The organism is Cohnella herbarum (assembly GCF_012849095.1).
Lineage (GTDB): Bacteria > Bacillota > Bacilli > Paenibacillales > Paenibacillaceae > Cohnella > Cohnella herbarum.
Genome location: NZ_CP051680.1, coordinates 553716 through 571684, shown reverse-complemented (window position 1 = coordinate 571684; position 17969 = coordinate 553716). Strand labels below are relative to the sequence as shown.

Genomic DNA, 17969 nt, shown 5'->3' with positions numbered 1-17969 from the left:
ATTAAATAATACATAAGTTCATTACATAGTGATATTATTAGATAAATAAAGGTTTAAGTCAATACGGAATTGTTTGATTAACCTACAGGTTATATAATGGTGAAATTAACGCGAAGGAGTTTTCATATGAAGATTCAAGTTTCTCCTCTTAACCTAGGCTACTTCGAGTGTTTCGCTTCCGAAACGCGATTGCGCATGATAGAGCTATTAGATCGTAAACCTATGAATATTAAGGAGCTTGCCGCCGAATTATCCGTTTCCTCCGCTATCGTCACGAAACATGTCCAGAAGTTGGAGGAAGCCGGCATCGTCGGGACGGAAAGCCTAACCGGACTGCGCGGCAGGCAGAAGCTCTGCCGTCTTCTGCCCGATGCCGTCACGCTGCAATTCAGAACGCCAGACCCTCAGGTCGGACGCCAGTCCTCTATTTCCATTCCCGTCGGCCAGTACTCCGAATTCCAAGTTAAACCGACTTGCGGACTGGCTTCCGAAAGCGCCATTATCGGGTACTTCGACGATCCCCGTTATTTCTCCGATCCCGATCACGTCAAAGCCAAACATATTTGGTTCGCCGGAGGTTACGTCGAATATCGGATTCCGAACTACCTTGTCGGCAATCAGTCGGTCCGCAGCATCACGCTCTCTCTCGAGCTCTGCTCGGAGGCTCCGGGTTTTAACGAGAATTGGCCGTCCGACATTACGTTCTCGTTCAACGGAGTCGAAATCGGCACATGGACATGTCCGGGAGATTTCGGAAGCAAGCCCGGAGCGTTCACTCCGAAATGGTGGAAGTTCGGAACGCAACACGGCTTGTTAAAAACGATCTCGGTGCGAGCCGACGGTACGTATTTGGACGGCGTTCGGCTTTCGGGCATGACAGTCGACGGGTTAGGCATTAAATACGGCGAAGATATCCGCTTCCGAATCGCGAGCCACGAGAATGCGGAGCATCCGGGCGGCGTCAGCCTGTTCGGCAAGCATTTCGGCAATTACGACCAAGAGATCGAAATCGATCTGCACTACTAACGCAAAAGCCGCGACTCTACGAAAGCGTAGAGTCGCGGCTTTAACTTTATCCTTATTGAACTTCTTCAACCATGCGGTTCGTGATGCTGCCCAATCCTTCGATCTCGATCGTGACGACGTCGCCCGGTTTCAAATATACCTGCTTGTCTTCCGGGTACCCCAGCACGACGCCTTCCGGAGTTCCGGTCAAGATGACATCGCCCGGCTCCAGCGTCATATGTTGGGAAATATAGCTGACGATCTCGTCGCAATGGAAAATCATATCCGAAGTATTGGAGTTTTGCCGGACTTCTCCGTTGACGATACATTTGATCGTTAGATCGTTCGGATTCGCGATCTCATCGGCCGTGACCAAGTATGGACCCAGAGGGCTGAAGCTATCCAGACACTTCCCGAGCATCCACTGCTGGGTGCGCAGTTGAAGATCCCGTGCCGACAAATCGTTCACGTTGCAATAACCGAACACATGATTTAACGCGTCCTCTTTAGCGACATACTTGGCTTTTTTCCCGATAACGATCGCGAGCTCCGCTTCGTAATCCACTTTGTCGGATACTTTCGGCAACGGCACGTCATGTCCGTGTCCCGTGAGCGTATTGGCAAATTTATTAAACAGGATCGGGAATACCGGGATCGCGGCGTTCGTTTCCTCCGCGTGTTTCCGGTAGTTCAAGCCGACGCAAATCATTTTGTTAGGGCGGGTGACGCATGGCGCGTAATCGATTACGCTCTCGTCAAGCAGAATCTGGGCGTTCATTTCCCCTGAAGCGAGAAGCGCCTCGACGTAAGCGGCAAGCTCGGATACGGCTTCATCGCCTTTGCCGATCACTTCCATAATGTCTTTCGGAAGCGCGGAACCCTTCGGGGAAGGGAAGCCCTTCTGCGCCTCGATCAAGTCGATCAGTCCCCGATCCGTCCGGATCGCCAATCGGCTTTCGCCGTCTTTCATCCAAGTTACGAGTTTCATGATGTTCCTCCCGCTGCTCCTATTTTGTTATACCCGGTTGACCGGCGACTGTAACGGCTCGCCTTTGGCAAACCGCACGATTTCCTCCGCGGCTTGACGCTGCAAATTATCTATCGACGCATCCGAGTAATACGCAGCATGCGGGGTTAGAATGACGTTGGCGCATTGGCGCAGCGGATGATCAGCTTCCAACGGTTCCCGTTCGAATACGTCCAATGCCGCTCCGTCCAGCTTTCTCGCTAACAAAGCACGGGCCAAGTCGACCGTGTTAATCAAACCTCCGCGCGAGGTATTCACGATCCACGCGTTCGGTTTCATCCAAGAGAGCGACTGCTCGTTGATCATATGATGGGTTTCGGCGGTCAACGGAGAGTGCAGCGACACGGCGTCCGCCACGCTGAGCAACTCCCGGAGAGACGCGGCTTTCTTCACGCCTAACTCCGTCGCTTTATCTTCGCTCAGATACGGATCGTAAGCCATGATCTCGAATCCGAAAGGTCTCATTCGCGCGGCTACGCGGGCTCCGATCCGTCCGAACCCGACCAGGCCGATGATGGACTCGTCGAATTTGCGGATCGGCTTCGCGACCTTCTCGACATTCCATTCGCCTCTGCGAACCGACGCATCGAATGCGACGATCTTGCGCAAACCCGACAATAGGAGAGAAGCCGTATGATCCGCCACTTCATCCAGACAATAGGATGGGACGTTACACACGGTAATGCCGAGTTCCGTCGCGGCTTGAACGTCCACGTTGTCGTAACCGATTCCGTATCGGACGATCAGCTTGCACGACTTCCAGCTCTCCAGCACTTCGCGGGGAGCCGGGGAGAATTGCACCAATACAGCCGTCGCGTCTTTCCCCGCTTCCTTCATTTCCTCGATCGTCTTCGCGTTAAAGCGCTCCAACGTCAGACCGGCGCCCGCGAGAACTTCGCGTTCCGACTGATCGCTCGTAAAATTGCTATCCGTTATGACGATTTTCATAGTTTGCATTCCTTTCCTTATAGAACAACCTCTTATTGCAAATTCACGAACATGCCGCCATCTACAAGCAAGCTCGATCCCGTAACGAAATAAGCGTCATCCGATGCGAAGAACACGTAAGCGGCGACAAGGTCTTCCGGCTGTCCGAGCTTTCTGACCGGCGTCCGTTGGATGAAATACTCCCGTTTGACGGGATCGGCGAGATCTTCACGGTTAATGTCCGTTTCGATCGCGCCGGGGAGCACGGAATTGCAAGTAATTCCGTGCGGTCCGAGCGCGACGGCCATGCTTTTCATCATGTTCTCGATAGCCGCCTTCGACGGACAATAATGGGTTTGCGTCGAGCCCCCTACCCATGCGCCGATCGAGCTGGTCGAGACGATTCTGCCTTTCGTCCCCTTGAGCACCATATGATTGGCCACGGCTTGAGAGAATAGGAAGGTGCCTTTCTGATTCACGTCCGTGACCCTTTCCCACAAGGAAATCGGCATCGTCAGGAAATCATGAAAGGGGCATATCCCCGCGTTGTTGACCAAAATATCGATATTCCCGAAATAAGCAACGGACTTCTCGACCGTCATCAACACTTGTTCCTTCTCGGAAACGTCGCATTGAAGATAGAGCGCTTGCCCGCCTAAGCTCGCGATCTCCGCTACGACTTCCATGCCGACGGACTGCGGCTCGTCCGATAAGATGACGACTTTGGCGCCTTCGCGCGCGAAACCCATCGCCACCGCTTTGCCTATTCCGCGGGATGCCCCCGTAATCAGGGCTACTTTGCGTTCAAGTCTCATCTCGTGCACCTCCCCGCGATGAATTATATGAATCGGTATTCCCGAACCTTATCTTCATTAACTTCGATTCCGAGGCCAGGCGCTTCCGGAGCGACCGCGTAGCCGTCTTTGTGCTTGATCGGTTCGTATACGAGTTCGTCCTGCATCGGGTTAGGCAGAGGTTTGTATTCCATTAATAAACAGTGCGGCGAAGAGATCGACAGATGGATGCTTGCGGCCGACGTAATCGCGGTGCTCCAAGCGTGCGCGTTAAACTTCCTCTTCTCGGCTCCCGTCAAGTTGATGATCTGGCGGAAAGCGGTGATGCCTTCCACCCTAGCCGGATCGACTCCGACGACGTCGACGATGCCGCTCTTCAGCAACTTATGGTAACCGTCCACGGTCCATTCGCGTTCTCCCGTGCCGATCAACGTCGAGGTCGCCTCGCGCAGTTGACGGTGAGCTTCGATATCGCTCGGATGGAAAGGCTCTTCGATCCAATGAATGCCGTATTGCTCGAAAGCTTTCGTCATACGGATCGCATGGGCGACATCCCATTTCACGTTGTTGCCGATATCGATGATGAAGCCTTTGTCGTCGCCGATTCTCTCTCTGACCGTCCGCGCGAAATCCTGATCGTAGCGCGCTTCCCGACCGAGTCGGGCTTGGCCTTTCTTGCCGAAACCGACCTTGACGGATTGATAGCCTTCTTCCATATAACCGTAGATTTCCGCGGCGTTCTCTTCATGGGTCGCATGCTTAACGTGAATGCTCGCGCACGAAGGCAGCTTGTCCTGGACTTTGCCCCCGAACAGCTTATAGAGAGGTACGCCTAGCGCTTTGCCCTTAATATCCCACAATGCGATATCGATGGCGCTGATAGCGAACGAGGCAATGCCTCCCTCTCCGTACCACCATACGTGACGTTTCATTTGATTCCAGATCGCTTCCGTCTCCGTAGGATCTTGGCCGATCAACATCGGAGCGAAGCCATGCTCGATGAGCACCGTCACGGCGCGAACCGCTTCCGGCCACATCGCGATGCCTTCTCCCCAGCCGACGAGTCCGCAGTCCGTCTCCACCCGCACCAAAGCCGCGTGGCGTAAATTTCCATTATCGTTAGGCTCCGGGCAACGGATGCCGTAGGCTTCTATTTTCGCGATTTTCATAGGATCACCTCAGGTACAAGCCGCCGTTAACATCCAGCGTTGCTCCGGTAATATGCTTGTTCGCGCGATCGGCGAGGAACAGAACCGCATCCGCGACCTCGTCCGGCAATCCGACTCGGCGGCATGGCGTGGAAGCCACGATCCGGCTCATCGTGTCTTGCGGGAAGTCTGCGATCATCTCGGTGTCGAACGGACCGGGCGCAACGGTGTTGACGCAGATTCCGGATGGAGACAACGCGTTCGCGTACGATTTGGTCAGAGCCAGAATGCCCGCTTTGGCAGCGGCATAAGGCGGGGTCGCGATCGCGCCGCCCGTGAAGGCGCCGACGGAACTGATATTGACGATCTTGCCGTATTGCTGACTTTTCATGATCTCGGCGACCGATTGAATCGCGAAGAAAGTGGCCTTCATGTTAATGTCTACGACGTCATCCCAGTAGCTCTCCGTTACTTTGTCATAGGAATCCATTCCGCAAATGCCGGCGGCATTAACGAGGACGTGGATTTCTCCTTCTCGCTCGACCGCGCTTTGTACCCAGCTTTGCAGTGAAGATATGTTTCTTACGTCGACCTTATCGAGAACGAGATTTCCATTCTCGGCTTCCGGGAAAGAAGCGCGCATCGCCCCCAGGTTGCGATCGCTCCAATCGCTTGCGTACACCTTAGCGCCGGCATCCAGAAGTTTTCTGACCAAAGACATCCCCAGACCGCCGGAACCCCCCGTTATTAATACGACTTCGTTCGCAAATTCCCATTTCGCCATGATGATCTTCCTCTCCAATCCGCCGATCGCGGTTTATCTTTAGGATTTCAAATAATCGTGAATGACTTCGCCCATCGGAAGATCGAAATCGCAAACCCAATAATAACCGTCCATCATTTCCCGAACAGGCAAGTTATGCACCGGAGCCTGAGCGTTCGGGCGGATTTCCATCGTAGCCGGTCCGCGCCAGCATTCATGCACGACGAGATTGCTGAACGTGCGCGCCGTCAATTGGTGAATGGCTGGCGTTCCGTCGATATGGGGGATGATTTTCAAATTAATATTCGTCGTAAAAGGAATCGCGCTCAGCATCTCTTCTCTCGAAGATCTTCTTTGCTTGTAAGCCATCGTTCCCGTGATGATGTCGATCCCGTTGCGCTCTACCTTGCCGACGATCAGATCGTCCACGAATTTAATGGACGGATTGCCGGATTTCTTCGGTTGTCCGTAGATTTCTCTTCCGGCGGCGATCGCGCCGTCGTTCCCTAAATACAAGTATGGCGAGTAAGCGCCCAGAATATCGGTACCCTTCAACCGAACTTGCACTTGAATAGCCGATTCATAGTAGTTGCCGAACCATTCCGCGTCCGTCATATGATAGAAATGTACGATAACGAGATCGTCGACGGCTTCCAGCGGGTCTGGCAAAATCCTTTCGATCGCGGCGCGATCCGTGCGGTATAAGACGGTCAATATTTCATTCTTGCGAAACTGTACGGGAAACCTTGGGATTAACGGATTATCAATAGGGGTCGAAAAAGACTTCACGACTTCATCCCTTGAAATGCTCATGTTGAATTCCTCCATCGAATAGGGATTTAGTTAGACGACTTTGCCGCCGGGATGGCGCACGAATGCTTCCGGATCATATAAAGGCAATACGATGCCGCCGATTTTGCGAATTTTATCATAGCTTCTAAGCGTTTCTTCCATGCTTTCGTTAATGCCGAGCGGAATATTCTGCTCAATATTGCGATATTTGAAATAACAATCAGAGATAATCACTTTGCCTTGGTCGGTGTCGACCACGTACGCCATGCTGCTCCTGTGGTGGCTTCCCGTGAAGAACGAAGCAATGCCGGGCAGAACTTCGCTATCCTCGTCTTCCAGCAAGACGATGCGGCCGAACGCCTCGTTCATGACGTAATCGAAGATCGGATCGGCCATATAGATGTGCTTGGGTAACCGGTGAACATAAGGCTCCGGAGCCAAGAAATCTACCCAGCCTTTACGCCCCAGCACGATCTTGGCATTCGGAAACAAGTTCAGATTGCCCGTCGCGTAGGTCGTGAGCGGGGTCACGAGAACGTAATCGACATCCTCCGGCTTCACGCCGTAACGTTCCAATGCCCGTAGCGGCTGCTCGTCTTCGCTCACTTGTAACGCATGATTGGCATGGACGTTCTCCACCCAGAAGTCGCTAAGCTTCTTGTAGTCGGCGGGAGGCCCGCTGTTGATCAGAATCGTCTTCCCTTGGCCGCGAATCAGAACCATGGAGAAGACGATCTCCTCCCATCGGTCCAGATGATCGATGTCCATCCAATTGATCTCGATAGTCGGCACTTGGGTTCTTCCCGCTTGAATGATATCGACGCTGTAGGTCATGGAAGGTCGCCCTCTTTCATCCTATTTGTTATCGAAAAAGAAAACTTCGTTATCGACGGGTTGGACAAGCGACGTTCCGCCTTCGAAAGGCAGCATGATGTCCTTCATATAAGCCTGCCATCGCTCGTTCGCCGGATCCTTATCCAGTTCGGCCATTGCGTAATCGTAATCGTCCGCTTCCATATAAGCATAGAGGCCGTTGCCTTGCATGAAGATGCTGTAACTCCGGATGCCAACCCGTTTAAATGCGTCCAGTAAATCGGGAAATACCGCTTGATGGCGCTCTACGTACTCTTGTTCCGAACCCGGCTTGCATTGCAGCTTGAAAAAATGTCTTCCCATATCGATACCTCCGCTTGCTTACTATTTTTTGCGCAGCTTCTGCACTTGATCGATCGCGACGGCCGCCAAGAGAACGAAACCTCTAGCGACTTCCTGCCAATAAGACGATACGTTCAGCAACACCAGTCCGTTGTTCACCGTTCCCAGAATGATAACGCCGAGCAAAGTACCGATGATCGTTCCACGTCCGCCCGCCAGCGAGCAACCTCCCAGAATAACGGCGGCGATAACGCTCATTTCGATCCCCGTAGCGGCTTGAGGCGCCCCGGCTCCCAATTGCGAAGTCAGAATCAAACCGCCTAGAGCCGCTGCCAAGCCGCAAATCAGATAGATCAACATTTGATTTCTACGAACCGGGATAGCGGCCAGCCGGCTTGCGACTTCGTTGCCCCCGATCGCGTATACCGTTCTGCCGAAAATCGTATGTTTAAGAACGAAATATGCAATGATGAAAATAATAATCATCAAAATGAGCGGGAAAGGGATACCCAGCAAATAGCCGCGGCCCAAATACTTGAAATCCGCCATCGAACTCGTCGATCCGCCGCTCATTACGAACGCTAATCCGCGGCCGATCGACATCGTGCCTAACGTCGTGATTAAAGGGTTAATCTTAAGGTAGGTAATCAAAAACCCGTTCAGCAATCCCATGACGACCCCGATGCACAGCCCGGAAATAATCGCGAGCGGAAGCGATCCCGACGATTCGTACACCTGTGCGGTTATGACCCCCGTTAGCGCGACGATAGAGCCGATCGACAAATCGATACCGCCGGATATGATGACGAAGGTCATCGCGACGGCGATAATTCCCAAGATCGAGGTCGCCAAACCGATGTTCAGGAAGTTGTTAACGGTTAGAAAGTACGGTGACTTAAGCGAAAAGAACACGACGATAATGATGTACAAAATAAGAAGTCCGACGCCGGATTTGAGTTGGAATCCTTTCGGTTTGTTGATTTCCCCTGCTGTCGCTTGATTGGATTTCATTGCGCGCCTACCCCCATTGCCGCGGATAACAACGATTCTTGATCGAAATGTCCCCGCATCAGCTGTTTGTTGATCGTTCCTTCACTCATGACAATGACGCGGTCGCAGATCGACTCTAATTCGGTGAGATCGGAACTGATTACCATAATGGACAAGCCATCGTTTCGCAATTCGTGCAGCAATTGATAAATATCGGCTCGCGCGCCGATGTCCACGCCCATTGTCGGATCGCATAGAATCAATACTTTCGTCTTCTCCATCAACCAGCGGGACAAAATAACCTTCTGTTGATTTCCTCCGCTCAAATAACGGATTTCCCGGTCAAAGCTGCCGGAAAGCTTGATCTTAAGCTTGCCGATCCAATGGCTGACGATCGTTTCTTCCTTTTTCCGGCGGAAAAAACCGTATCGGGAAACGGACTTCATATGCGACAACGTCAAATTCTGCTTAACGGACATATCGAGGACGAGTCCGGCCATTTTGCGATCCGGTGGAACGTAAGCGATTCCGGCCTTCTTGGCGTGCACGGGCGATTTGATTTTCACTTTATGACCGTCGACCGTAATCTCTCCGCCGTCCAGCGCCAGATTTCCGAACAGCGCTTTACCTAATTCCTCTTTGCCGGAGCCTAGTAAACCATATACGCCTACGATTTCATGAGGAAACATTTCGAGCGACACGTTGCTGAATAGTCCGTTTTTGGTCAATGAATCGGTTTTGAGAACCGGCTGTTTCCCAGCCGTGATTTGAGCGCTGGCCGCGTATTCATGCTTGACCACCTTGCCGACCATCAAGTTAACGATTTTCTCCGGCGTATAGTCCCGGGTTTCTCCTTCGCCTACCTTTTCTCCGTCTCTCATGACCATAATGTCGTCGCAGATCGTCATGATTTCATCCAGATGATGCGAAATATATATAATGGAGACGCCTTTTTCCTTCAAGCTGCGAATGACTTTGAACAAGTTGTCGACTTCTTTGGCAGTAAGGGCGGCCGTCGGTTCATCCATGACTAGTATTTTCGCTTCTTTGGACAGCGCCTTCGCGATTTCCACCAACTGCTTGTCCGCGATGCTGAGCGTTCCCGCAATGTCGTCCGGGGACACGGTGCTGCCAAGCAATTGAAGCAATTGTTCCGAATTGCGCCTTAATGTGCTCCAATCGATCTGAAACCCGTTTTTATAAGGAAGATGCCCCAGATAAATATTTTCCATGACCGTTAATTCCGGCAAATAATTCAGCTCTTGATAAATAACGCGAATCCCTTTTTTAGCGGCATCAGACGGCGTTTGAATGGCTACGGTTTCGCCTTCGACGATGATTTCGCCGTCGTCCTTGGCATAGTCGCCGTTTAAAATTTTGATCATCGTCGACTTGCCTGCCCCGTTCTCGCCGAGCAACGCGAGCACCCTGCCCTTTTTCAAGTTGAGCGTGACGCCTTTGAGAACGACGTTGCCGGAGAACGACTTCCTGATGTTATGCATAATTAAACGATCCGGTGTAGTCATTGTTAATCACCCTTTACGATTAGAGAGAGGACTAAGCGAACTTAATCCTCTCCCCTCAGCTTTAGATTAGTCCGGATAGTATTCTTTCAAATTGTCTTTGCCGATAAACACGTGCTCCATCAAAATCTCTTTGCCTACGTCTTTGCCTTGCAGCATATCGATTGCGGCGTTAATCAGGTATTCGCCGTATTTCTCGGGGAAGTATCCGGTGGAACCGACGAACGGCGTATTTTCTTTGGCTAACTCTTCGCGACCGCGTTGGTCGGCACCCTGACCTACGATAAGCGCATCGTTCGTGCGTTTCGCGATTTCAAGCGCGGCTACGGCTCCTAAAGCGGTATCATCGTTGATGGAAAGAATAGCGATATGCTTAGCGTTCGGGAGAGTCGTCAATACGTCCGTGATCAAGCGTTTCGCTTCTTCCAGCGTGTTCTTGCTATCCAGACGAATGATGTCTTCGTCTTTGATGTCCGGAATGACGGATTTAAGGCCTTCCAATTGACCGCTCATGCGCAGCGCCGGCACTTCGCCGGATTGCGGCAATTCGAGCATAATGACTTTGTCGATTTGACCGTTCCATTTTTCTTGAGCGGCTTTACCGATGGCTTCTCCGGCGAGAATACCGGCTTGTTTGTTGTTCGCGCCCATGAATACCGCGCCGTTCATCGGAATATCGATCGCGATAACCGGGATTTTCTTCTCGTTGAACTTATCCATGATCACTTCGCCGAATTTGGCATCACTTTGGAACTCGATCGCGAGATCGACTTTCTGCGTGATAAAGTTCTCGGCGTTGGACAACGCGGTTGCTCCGTCCGCCTTATTGTCCGCCGTAATCAATTCGATGCCTTTTTCCTTAGCGACTTTCTCGATGCCTTTACGAACATCTACGAAGAAAGGGGCATTTTCGGCCAGATTCGCGAATCCGATCTTGTACTTCGTTTCGGCAGCCGGCGAGGAAGCGCCGGCAGAACCTGCAGGCGAACCGGATGGCGAGGCGTTGGAATTATCATTGTTCGAGGAACATCCAACGACGACCGCCCCGAACATGCTCGTTACGACTAGCAAACCCATCGTTTTCTTTAGAAATCCGTTTTTCATACTTGTTACTCCCCTTCTAGGTGTGTTGTGTATTCCGGATGACGTATGACAATTGCCGTTTGCTTGCCGCACCTCACCTCCAGTAAGAATCTACTCCTCTATAGTTACAATTGAGCCAAATGGCCCCCGTCGATCAAGATCGTCGTGCCCGTTATATAAGAAGAATCGTCCGATGCGAGGAACACCGCGGCGCCGGCGCACTCTTGAGGTTGTCCAAGTCTGCCTAACGGAATTTTCTGGTGATATCTATCCAAGTTACCCGGCTCGGAGAAAAAATCGGCATTAATATCCGTCACGATCGTTCCGGGCGCCAGATTGTTAACGGTGATTCCGTAAGGAGCCAATTCGATGGCCATTCCCTTGGTCAGAATGTCCACGCCGCCCTTGGCCGCGCAGTAATGCGTCTGCGTCGCATTGGATTGGAATGCCCCCACGGAAGTGACGTTAATAATCCTTCCTCCGCTTCCTTGCTCGACCATCCGCTTAGCCGCTTGTTGGCTGCAATAGAACGTCCCGGTCAGATCGACTCCCATCGTCCGTTCCCAAGCTTCTCTGGATATCTCGAGGAAAGGCATGAACCAGCAAATACCGGCGTTGTTGACGACGATGTCGATGCCGCCGAGTCCTTGGACCGTTTCTTCGATCATCCGGTCCACGTCGTCGTACTTTCCGACGTCGCCTTGTACCGTGATCGCTTTACCTCCTCGACTTTCGATTGCGTCTTTCAACGCTTGCGCGCTATTCGCATCGCTCAAATAATTAATCGCGACGCAAGCGCCTTCATTTGACAGCGCTTCCACGACGGCCCCGCCGATCCCGCGCGATCCTCCCGTCACCAACGCCCGTTTCCCTTTAAGCTTCATAGTTGTTCCTCCTCTAGATGCTATTGATTAACTTTAATTGTTTTTATCCGTTCGATCCGACAGCATGACTCCTCCGCGAGAGACTCGTTCTTCGTCCGTTTCGTAGAAGTGGATCGTAATCCACTCCGGATCGACGCCGGTCTCCCTGGAGATCACTTCCGTAATTCCTTTGGCAATGTTTTTCCGCGACTCGATACTTCTGGTCTTCATCGTAACCGCTATGGCCGGCATCGTTTATTCCTTCTTTCTTGGAGGTTTGACAAGCTCTGCGCAGGAATCTCTCTTGACCAATTCCGTCGAGACGACCAAATTGAATACTTCGTTGTTAGAATCTCCCACGTTCAATCTTTTCAGTAACATGTAAGCGATTTGTTTGCCGATCTGGATCAAAGGCCTCTTCACGACCGTGATCGCGGGCGACATGAGTCGCGTAAAGTCCGAATCCTCGAACCCGATAAGCGACAATTGCTTCGGCACATGGATGTTATGCTCTCGCACGCCTTCTACGCAACCGACCAACAATTGATTGCTGCCCGCGATCAAAGCGGTAACTTCACCTTCGCGCAACAACTCTTCGAACGCTTGTCTGCCGTACTCCACCGTAAACGTTCCGCGTTTGATCCAATCGGGTTTCACTTTGAGTCCTTTCAGCTTCATCGCGTCATGGTAACCCCGAAGACTTTCCCGGCTTGGCCGAATATCCTTGTCGCTCGTAACGAAACCGATATCGGTATGTCCAAGGGAGATCAAATACTCGACCGCCTGACGAATGCCGTTGTAGTAGTCGGAATAGACGGCATCGGCTTGAAATTGCTGATATTCCCGGTCCAGCAGGATAAACGGAATGTTGCTCTTCATGATCTGCTTGATCGTCTGTTCGTCTTCATCCGGAAAAGAAATGATCATGCCGTCGAACTTCCTGATCCTGAAAGCTTCAAGCACTTTCTCCTTCACCTTGTCGTTGCCGGTGTTGTACAGAAGCAGATTAAATCCGTTCTGTTCGAGCTCTTCGTGAATCCCTTTGGCGATCGTCGAGAACGCTACGTTGGAAATGTCGTTAACGAAAAACGCGATCGTCTGCGTCCGCTGCGTGCGCAAGCTTCTCGCCAGCGAATCCGGCTCGTACCCCAATTCCGCGACGCTCCGCTCGACGGCCATCCTCTTGTCCTTGCTAACGCCGGGCAGATTATTGATTACGCGGGATACGCTGCCAATCCCGACCCCCGCATGACGAGCTACGTCTTTAATCGTTACCTTCTGATTTTTCAATTGAGCACCTCGTCCACAATAATTGAATCGATTCCAGTTATTTATATTGAGTTCCAGTAAACAACACTATTTTTCCATACATCACCAAAGCCTTTAATTCCTCGCTTTGTTGTATTCATAATAATAAAAACGCTTACTAAAAGTCAACAGGTTGTCGCCATTTTCAAAAATATTTTGGAATCGATTCCAGTTTTACGACATAAACGCGCCGAATGTCGTGTAATCACCTAGAAGAATCACCTTGTCAGTCGTCTTCTGAACAACGACTACGATTTTGTTTACGAATACGTAAAACATTAAAAAACGGCCTCCGCCTTCCTTTAGGATGGCGGGGACCGTTTGTGATCGGAGGTCAGTTCACTACGTTGATTCCAGTCTAACGGAAGCAGCGGACGTTATTTTGCGCAAAAAGGCACATTTCAGATTTTAACTATTAAGCCCCCTAAATGAATTGGAGAATGGCTAGGGAAATAAGGTAGTATTTCATTAGGGGGGCGAGCGGAAATGAGACAGCGAAATAATGCCTTTAAGGAAGTACGTTACAAAGCAGCACAAGAGGCTCTTGCGGGAATGAAAGCAGGCGTGCTGGCCAGAAAGTATGACGTGACTCCGAAAACAATTAGAGCATGGGTAGTGGAATATCAAGAGACGTTTGGGGCAGATTCATTGCCAACGATCGACGAACGAGTTATGGAGTCCAAGCGACTTGCAGATCTGGAAGAAAAGTACGAGCGTGCATTAAAGGCGTTAGGGCAAAAAGAGTTAGAGATCGAGGTGCTGCGCGAACTCGTAAAAAAGACGAACCCTGCCTCAATGACAAACTCGACGTTGCCCAGACGTTCATTGAGCAGGGACATACAGTAGCTAACATCTTAAGCATTGTGGGGGCCGCGTCTTCGACGTACTACGAACGAAAGAAAGCATCACGTGAGGATACAACTACAGAAACAAAAATGCCACTCCGAGGACGCCCTGTAACTAAGCATTCTCTAACGGTTTGCGGAAACGTAATAAGTAATGCACAGATTGAAGAGTGGTTAATGGAGCTGGTGTCTGGCGAAGAGCATAGCTACGGCTATCTGTTGTTAACAGAATGCTTACACGTACAGCGCCAACTCATCATCAATAAGAAAAAAGTGTACCGCCTCTGTAAGAAGCTCGGTATTCTTCATCCGCAACGACGTAAGAAGGTTCACTATCCAAGGCGCCTAGCACGCAATCACACGATAACAGGTTCCAACCAAGTCTGGCAGCTCGATATTAAGTATGGATACGTTGCGGGGTATGATCAGTTTTTCTACATCGCAGATATGATCGACGTTTACGATCGCAGTATCGTCGGCATCCATATCGGTACGAATTGCGAAGCCAAACACGTATGCGAAGCTGTGAAAAAGGCGTTACAGTCACGTCTAAAGCCCGAAGAGAGCAAGCCGATCATTCGCACCGATAACGGCCCCCAATTTATCAGCAAGGCGTTTGGAGAGTTATGCGAAGCAGAGGGAATTATGCATGAGCGCATTCCTCCAAAGACACCTAATATGAATGCATACATCGAGTCCTTTCATGCCACCCTTGAGCGAGATCTGCTTGGAAAAGAGAGCTTTGAATCTTTTCAGGAGGCACACGAAGCTGTACGGAATTACATTGATTTTTACAACAACCGCCGCATGCACAGAAGCCTGGGAAAACGGTCCCCAACGGCTTTCATGAAGTGGGTGGAGCAAACGACTGATTCTTTAGAAAAGTACACTCGAGCCGTTTAAGAATCGAAATCCTGAGGAAAACGCTAGTAAACCAAGTATTTTTACGACAGCAACGTATTTCATCAGTAATACTCCGGATTTAGGGGGTCTAACCGTTAACGGAAGCAGGCGCGCTTATTTGCATATTTTTCAGTGAAAAGACGGTCTTTAAGCATAAATAGAAGCGCTCATTTCCGTTACATTTTCAAAACACTCCTTTTCGACGAAATAACGGCACTGGCCGCCGTTAAATTCTAAAGCTCGATTGTTAGAGGCTACATTGCAGCTACTCCAGCGCAAGCTACACCCCTCGATTGTTCCATTACCTAAGATTGTATGAGCCACTGTTCGGCATCGGGGCGATGATCGAATACTCTGAAGTCGTTCCCCTTATTCGATTCGGCGATTAGTTCTTTGAACTTGCCCTGCAGCGTTTTATCGCCCGGAATGACAAGCGCCGCCTTCATGCGATAGTTGACGAATTTCTGCAGCACATGGCCCGCCAACCCGGATCTCAACTTGTAGAAGTCCTCGGATAACGAATCTGCCTCTAGCAGAATCAGTTCCGTTCCGTGCTCCCAGCAAGCGGAGATAAGATCCAATACGTCCTGCTCTTCCCGGATCTGCGTTTCCGAGGAGCCTAATTCGATCGCTTTTTTTCCAGCCAGTTCAATTACGGTATAGTTCAACTTCTTGTCCTCCTTCTGAACTTGGAATAACGTTTCTCTCAGATGTTGCGTCCATCTCAGTTCGTTCTCGTACGAAGAAATCAAGTTCATATGAATCATGTTCCAGATCGTCGCTTCTCTATCGCTTCGCTGTGGAGACCAAGCGGTTGCTCTAGAATTCTGTTCCTTGAGCAAGAGCATTTGCGCACGAATTTCTTGTTCATAGTTATCGATCAGGACGGATAGTTCCTCCGAAGTCAAGCTGTTCGCCCAAGCGAGCTGCAGCAGAAACGTTTTCTTGAATTCGGGGGGCTCCGCCGGCAACAAGATCCGACGCCTCAACTCGGCCAGCCCTTCGGCGGTGATCGTATATATCTTTTTGGAAGGGGCACCTTCCTGATGATGGGTCTCGTTCGTCACGAACCCGTCGTCAAGAAGCTCGACCAACACTTTGTAAATTTGATTGTTGTTCCCCGACCAAGGCATAAATGGGGAATCTTGAATGATTTTCTTGAGGTCGTATCCGGTTGCGGATTGACAACTCAACAGCCCTAAGATGGCATTCGTAATCGACATCGTGCTCTCACACCCTTACATCAATATCATAGGTTATTTGTAACATATGTTGCTTTAGTGTGTCAATCTTTCGACTGAAATAGGGTATATCTCAGGTGGGCTACGCCTATTAGATCACCGGATCTTGGAATAAACCTCTCAGCACCCTGTAGACCAGGAACGGCTAATTTCGGCCAACCAATGGGAAATAGAGTCTATAGCTAAGCATAAAACCTGCAACCAGTTCAGCTGATTATTCAATTGAACACGAATTCTGTCCATTTAATTTACGTTTTACATTTAGAGGGTGGAATTGAGGGAATCAAGTCAATCAAATTGTACCTTTACCCATATCCTATTGTATTATCGAAGTTCCTCGGTGCCGGCAAAATCGAATCGCAAACTTTCTATTGATTTAACCGTAGTAATAGATGCACAATGGTAGAGAACGGTATAAACTCCCAATTTACCAAAGCGAGGATGAGATTAATGAAAGACAAGTTCAAGGGTCTTGTCGTAGGCCTGCTAGTCGGTTCCATGATTACCGGCTCCATGGCTTACGCAGCGAATAGCAAAACGATTAACGTCATTATCCAGGATTTGAAATTCAAGCTCGACGGTACCGCCAAGCCAAGCGCCAACGCATCGGGAATTATCTACAATAACTCGGTGTACGTTCCAATCAAGTCCGTCTCGGGCGCGATCGGCAAACCCGTGACTTACGATGCGAAGACGGGAACGGTATCGATCGGCACTTCGGGGATCGCCGTTTACCAAGGGGGCACGGTCACGCAAGCGGAGTTGGATACGTTCTTGGCGGCGAACGCCTTCTACTATGGACAAGTCGCTCCTGCGGATATGCAGCTCGCGGTGAAGCAACTGATCGCCATCAAGCTGCTCGCCGCGAAGAGCGAAAAGGCTCTAAGTAAAGAAGCAGCTAGCACCGTAGCCGCAAGCATACAACAATTGACGGATATTTTCGGATCTGCCGAGACGGTTGCGGGCGAGTTGAAGACGGCGAAGCTGACCGAGGCCGGGCTCAAGCTTTTCATTAAACGACAATTCCTAGCGGGTAAGACGCTCGAGAACATGATCGACAGCGCAACCCTGCAAGCGGAATACGATCGCGCGCGCAAAGCCGACTCGGCAGCATTCGTTAATGCGAGCGTGAGGCATATTCTGATCGCAACGACGGATAATCAAACCGGCGAAGCGATTCGCAAGGACGAAGAAGCGCTTGCGCGGGCTAAGGAAGTGCTGGCTAAGCTTAAAGCGGGCGGAGATTTCACCGCGCTGGCCAAAGAATATTCGGATGACCCCGGATCCAAGGACAAAGGCGGATTGTACGCGGAAGCGCCTTTGACGGGGTATGTCGAGCCATTCAAGAAAGCCGGAGCGGAACTGCCGCTTAATCAGATTAGCGATCCGGTTAAAACGGATTACGGCTATCATGTCATGAGGGTAGAGTCGCGCAACGTGCTTACGGTAGAGAAAGCCAAGGATCAACTTCTCCCCGGACTGCTTAACCAAGCGTTCCAGAAATATATCGACAATGAAGTACCTAAGTTAATCAAGTCCATCAACGTTACGAATAAGTAAGAGCTCAGGTTCGAGAAGTCGTTTTACGTTACGATCGCACCA

Annotated in this window: 19 protein-coding genes; 4 read left to right on the top strand and 15 right to left on the bottom strand. The window is 50.7% G+C overall.

Features of this window, described 5'->3' with window-relative positions; genetic code table 11:
- The first annotated feature begins 126 nt into the window (after positions 1-126).
- The gene (locus HH215_RS02235) at positions 127-1026 is read left to right on the top strand and encodes an ArsR/SmtB family transcription factor (RefSeq protein WP_169278415.1); all 900 of its coding nucleotides are present in this window, start codon (positions 127-129) and stop codon (positions 1024-1026) included.
- Positions 1027-1078: 52 nt separating this feature from the next.
- On the opposite strand, the gene HH215_RS02230 is transcribed toward HH215_RS02235, so the two are convergent.
- The 14 genes from HH215_RS02230 to HH215_RS02165 all read right to left on the bottom strand — a co-directional run bounded on the left by HH215_RS02230 (position 1079) and on the right by HH215_RS02165 (position 13360).
- The gene (locus HH215_RS02230) at positions 1079-1993 is read right to left on the bottom strand and encodes a fumarylacetoacetate hydrolase family protein (RefSeq protein WP_169278414.1); all 915 of its coding nucleotides are present in this window, start codon (positions 1991-1993) and stop codon (positions 1079-1081) included.
- 27 nt (positions 1994-2020) lie between these two features.
- Positions 2021-2980, bottom strand: a complete 960-nt coding sequence (locus HH215_RS02225; protein WP_169278413.1) for a C-terminal binding protein — start codon at positions 2978-2980, stop codon at positions 2021-2023.
- Between the two features lie 32 nt (positions 2981-3012).
- A complete protein-coding gene (locus HH215_RS02220) occupies positions 3013-3774 on the bottom strand; it encodes an SDR family NAD(P)-dependent oxidoreductase (protein WP_169278412.1) in 762 nt (253 codons plus the stop codon).
- Between the two features lie 23 nt (positions 3775-3797).
- The gene (locus HH215_RS02215) at positions 3798-4922 is read right to left on the bottom strand and encodes a mandelate racemase/muconate lactonizing enzyme family protein (RefSeq protein WP_169278411.1); all 1125 of its coding nucleotides are present in this window, start codon (positions 4920-4922) and stop codon (positions 3798-3800) included.
- 4 nt (positions 4923-4926) lie between these two features.
- Complete coding sequence (locus HH215_RS02210) at positions 4927-5685, bottom strand: SDR family NAD(P)-dependent oxidoreductase (RefSeq protein ID WP_169278410.1); 759 nt, start codon at positions 5683-5685, stop codon at positions 4927-4929.
- Positions 5686-5724: 39 nt separating this feature from the next.
- Positions 5725-6477, bottom strand: a complete 753-nt coding sequence (locus HH215_RS02205; protein ID WP_217362271.1) for an acetoacetate decarboxylase family protein — start codon at positions 6475-6477, stop codon at positions 5725-5727.
- Positions 6478-6507: 30 nt separating this feature from the next.
- The gene (locus HH215_RS02200; RefSeq protein ID WP_169278408.1) at positions 6508-7290 is read right to left on the bottom strand and encodes an MBL fold metallo-hydrolase; all 783 of its coding nucleotides are present in this window, start codon (positions 7288-7290) and stop codon (positions 6508-6510) included.
- 21 nt (positions 7291-7311) lie between these two features.
- The gene (locus HH215_RS02195; protein WP_169278407.1) at positions 7312-7632 is read right to left on the bottom strand and encodes an L-rhamnose mutarotase; all 321 of its coding nucleotides are present in this window, start codon (positions 7630-7632) and stop codon (positions 7312-7314) included.
- A gap of 21 nt (positions 7633-7653) precedes the next feature.
- On the bottom strand, positions 7654-8622 hold the full coding sequence (locus tag HH215_RS02190; RefSeq protein ID WP_169278406.1) for an ABC transporter permease: 969 nt from the start codon (positions 8620-8622) through the stop codon (positions 7654-7656).
- A complete protein-coding gene (locus HH215_RS02185; RefSeq protein WP_169278405.1) occupies positions 8619-10127 on the bottom strand; it encodes a sugar ABC transporter ATP-binding protein in 1509 nt (502 codons plus the stop codon). Before HH215_RS02185 ends, HH215_RS02190 begins: the two co-directional genes overlap by 4 nt.
- Positions 10128-10193: 66 nt before the next feature.
- Positions 10194-11228 carry a sugar ABC transporter substrate-binding protein gene (locus HH215_RS02180; protein WP_169278404.1) on the bottom strand — a complete coding sequence of 345 codons (1035 nt, stop codon included), beginning with the start codon at positions 11226-11228 and terminating at the stop codon, positions 10194-10196.
- Positions 11229-11332: 104 nt separating this feature from the next.
- Complete coding sequence (locus tag HH215_RS02175; protein WP_169278403.1) at positions 11333-12091, bottom strand: SDR family NAD(P)-dependent oxidoreductase; 759 nt, start codon at positions 12089-12091, stop codon at positions 11333-11335.
- 33 nt (positions 12092-12124) lie between these two features.
- The gene (locus HH215_RS02170; protein ID WP_169278402.1) at positions 12125-12322 is read right to left on the bottom strand and encodes a tautomerase family protein; all 198 of its coding nucleotides are present in this window, start codon (positions 12320-12322) and stop codon (positions 12125-12127) included.
- Between the two features lie 3 nt (positions 12323-12325).
- Complete coding sequence (locus HH215_RS02165; RefSeq protein ID WP_169278401.1) at positions 12326-13360, bottom strand: LacI family DNA-binding transcriptional regulator; 1035 nt, start codon at positions 13358-13360, stop codon at positions 12326-12328.
- 504 nt (positions 13361-13864) lie between these two features.
- On the opposite strand from HH215_RS02165, the gene HH215_RS02160 reads away from it, so the two are divergent.
- Positions 13865-14224: a helix-turn-helix domain-containing protein gene (locus tag HH215_RS02160; RefSeq protein WP_169278257.1), complete on the top strand. Its 360-nt coding sequence runs from the start codon at positions 13865-13867 to the stop codon at positions 14222-14224.
- Positions 14225-14241: 17 nt separating this feature from the next.
- Complete coding sequence (locus tag HH215_RS02155) at positions 14242-15126, top strand: IS3 family transposase (RefSeq protein WP_169278256.1); 885 nt, start codon at positions 14242-14244, stop codon at positions 15124-15126.
- A 305-nt stretch (positions 15127-15431) separates the two neighbouring features.
- Here HH215_RS02155 and HH215_RS02150 read toward each other — a convergent pair whose 3' ends face one another.
- Positions 15432-16349, bottom strand: coding sequence for a PadR family transcriptional regulator (locus HH215_RS02150; RefSeq protein ID WP_169278400.1), 918 nt, complete (start codon positions 16347-16349; stop codon positions 15432-15434).
- 468 nt (positions 16350-16817) lie between these two features.
- Between HH215_RS02150 and HH215_RS02145 the strand changes: the two genes are divergently transcribed.
- Positions 16818-17927, top strand: coding sequence for a peptidylprolyl isomerase (locus HH215_RS02145; RefSeq protein WP_169278399.1), 1110 nt, complete (start codon positions 16818-16820; stop codon positions 17925-17927).
- Positions 17928-17969: the final 42 nt, after the last annotated feature.